This window comes from Vibrio genomosp. F10 str. 9ZD137 (assembly GCF_049974785.1).
In the GTDB taxonomy this organism is placed as follows: domain Bacteria; phylum Pseudomonadota; class Gammaproteobacteria; order Enterobacterales; family Vibrionaceae; genus Vibrio.
The window spans coordinates 1-2840 of sequence record NZ_JBNGCJ010000736.1 but is presented as its reverse complement, the minus strand read 5'-3'; the positions used below and the strand labels follow the sequence as shown (position 1 = coordinate 2840).

Genomic DNA, 2840 nt, shown 5'->3' with positions numbered 1-2840 from the left:
TTGGTCAAGCGGGTGTCCCTGGTCCATCATTCTTAGTTGTTGCTGTATTACTTGCAGCAGGTATTCCAATTGAAGGTCTACCGCTTCTTTTCGCTCTTGACCGTATCTTCGATATGATTCGTACTGCGCTTAATATCACTGGTGATGCAGCCTGTGCGGTTATTGTTGATTCTTTAATTGAAGAAGAAGCAAGTGAAGTCGAACTTCAAAAGCAAGAAGCGTAATCTAAATAGACCAAGTTAAATCTCTTAAATTCAATAGGTTAAGTTACTTAAGTTAAGTAGTAGAAAGTAAGTTTCAGAACCTACATCTAAGCAAAGCGTCTTAAAAAGGTCACAAGATCTATCCTCTTGTGGCCTTTTTATTATTTTAATTTGGGGAGCTATTGTTGGGATCTATCGCACGCTTTCCCTGTTATGCACTCGATGGCATTTGACTCTATTGTTATGGTACTAAGTTATCAACGAGTCTGTTCAGACAGGGAATTCAAATGGCTGCGATGAATGAATCAAATAGCATGGAAAAACCCTGCATCAGTAAGGCACTCAAAGAAGAATGTTTCTACGCGGCGCTGTTTATTGAAAAAACGCTCTCAACTCAATTCTGTGAAACCATACTCATCGATAGACTCCAACTGACCTATTCACTTGATCCTTCGACTGAAACTCTAAGCATTACGACCTGTTTAAAAACCCGTGCTTATCAACAGGCATTAGATATTAATATTAAGTCATGGCCAGGTGAGTACAAATCATTAGAGAAGTCAGCCATCCAGAGATTCGGTCATTGGGCTCAGTTTTGGTGTGAATACGAGATTTTCAAAATCAAACAAGGCTACCCTTATGAGGCTGACCATCGGCCAGGGTCTCTATCCTTAAACGAAGATCACTATCACTCAGAGTTCATTGAGCATATCGAATCCGTCGACACGCCGTATCAGACGCTTCACCATGAAGTGCCCGTCACACTCAGTGATGCGATTGTATTAATCAACCTCTCCACACTTGTTTTACACAACCAGTGGTACGAAATTTTATTCAATCTAGACATATCTCGCCAGGGTAGCCATTTCGTAATGACGACGACCAATGATTATCCTCACCTAAATAAGACAAAGACTATTGTTTCATCGGCCCGCGTGCAAAACTGGCAAGAATCAAATAATTGGCTCTATTTCACTCCTTTTTTCCGTAATCATCACTGGCAGCTTTGCTTACCTAACAATCTAAACCAACGCTGTTTAGAACTTGAACTGTTTGATTCGACGTTTCATCTTGAAGGGAACTGTAATCAAAGCTTTGAAGATAGGTTTAGTGCACATATCTTAGATAAATCATTCGTCTGTGAAGTGCTGCGTTTAACGGTCAGTGGCTCCAGTACTCAAGGTACATTTTTTCTATTTCTTGCTCAAAAAAAGCTAATGAGATATTTGATGAATAAGCACATAAAATTGGCTTACACTATCATTGAACAACCTTGGATGATTCGCTTTTACGAAACCTTAGAACAAGGCGGCTATTTTCCGAGTAGTTTCAGGAAGATCGATCATTCTGATAGGCATACATACAAAGGGTTTTGGGTTATTCCCAATTTATGCAATGAGCTCGAAAACACAAACTTTAACTCTTATAAACGTCGCGTTGTAAGCAGAATCAAACAAATGAAAGAGATCAACTATGTTTGACACACTGATTGCCCCTCTACTTTACCCTAAAGCGCTGGTTCTTATTGGCATCTCTTTCCTCATTCTCAGTTGGGTAGGATACTTTCGGCTGTCCCTACACAGACAATCGAGCTCGAATAACAACAAGACCTTTCGGTTTTATGTACTGTACTCCATTGGTCTATTTTTCTGGATCATGAGTAACGCCTATTTTCATACCGACTTTCTTGTCATTTTCCCCACTGACGTTGCCATTTTCATGGCGATCTTTGCCAATCTATCCGCTTTCTTTGGCTTCATGTTTGCCTTTTTGTTCTCATGTCAACTTCGAGCTGAGTTATCCCAATCAGCGACACCCAAAATACACTACCTCATTCTCAGTCTATTTGTTTTTTATGCTGTCATCGTCAACATTATTCCTGATTTGACCGTCATTGATGTTCAGGTGAGCAGCGCAAGTCACTTTATTATTGAATTTGGCCCGCATACACAAGGTTTTTTCATCGTTCTGATATCCCTCGTTATCCTCACGCTGACCAATCTTATCCATATCAGACACAGTGCTAATAAGCTCGGGCAAGCGAGAATTAACTATATGCTTCTCGGCATTGCTATCTTTATGATTTCAACAGCCATCATTCAGCTCGGTTTTACTTATTTGTTGAACGACTTTTCACTGACATGGCTACCACCTGCACTGTCAATCAGTGAAATGTTGATGGTTGGTTACGCTCTACTAACCCGTCGATTTTTTAGTGGCCGATACATTTTATTTCTGGGACTCACCGTCGCCCTGACTAGTGGTATTTATTCCGCACTCTACCTGTCGTTATCTCAATTCCTTGCGCCTGCACAAGCCGGCATTCATGTCATCATTTGGTGTATGTTTATCGGTGTCACATGGCGATACCTATTCAATACGATCAAACGCTATGTCAGTCTAATTATCTATCGTTCAAAAACCACGCCACTCGATGATATCAACGCGTTAGTGAGCGAGTTTCAATCATCTCCTTCCATCGCTATGTCTAAACTATCGCGGTTGTTAGATGTCCCTCAGTCTCAGATACAACTTATCCAGACCAGCGAAGAAGATGAGCTTTACACCCATCAAATACAGCTGAATGGGAACGCGCTCATTGTTGATGAGATAAAGGACCAAGATCGGAAGAGCGGT

General features: G+C 40.9%; 2 protein-coding genes and 1 pseudogene. All 3 read left to right on the top strand.

The window, feature by feature from the left end:
- On the top strand, positions 1 to 224 hold a 224-nt coding region (locus ACP45E_RS17450; RefSeq protein WP_141707394.1), incomplete at its 5' end, for a cation:dicarboxylate symporter family transporter.
- 266 nt (positions 225 to 490) lie between these two features.
- The gene (locus ACP45E_RS17445; RefSeq protein WP_017038988.1) at positions 491 to 1684 is read left to right on the top strand and encodes an acyl-homoserine-lactone synthase; all 1194 of its coding nucleotides are present in this window, start codon (positions 491 to 493) and stop codon (positions 1682 to 1684) included.
- Positions 1677 to 2840, top strand: a pseudogene (locus tag ACP45E_RS17440) (response regulator); the annotation flags it as partial. The gene ACP45E_RS17445 and the pseudogene ACP45E_RS17440, both read left to right, overlap by 8 nt.

Bases quoted from the DNA above. Each gene is read 5' to 3' on its own strand.
- ACP45E_RS17445 (WP_017038988.1), top strand. From the start codon at position 491: ATGGCTGCGATGAATGAATCAAATAGCATGGAAAAACCCTGCATCAGT.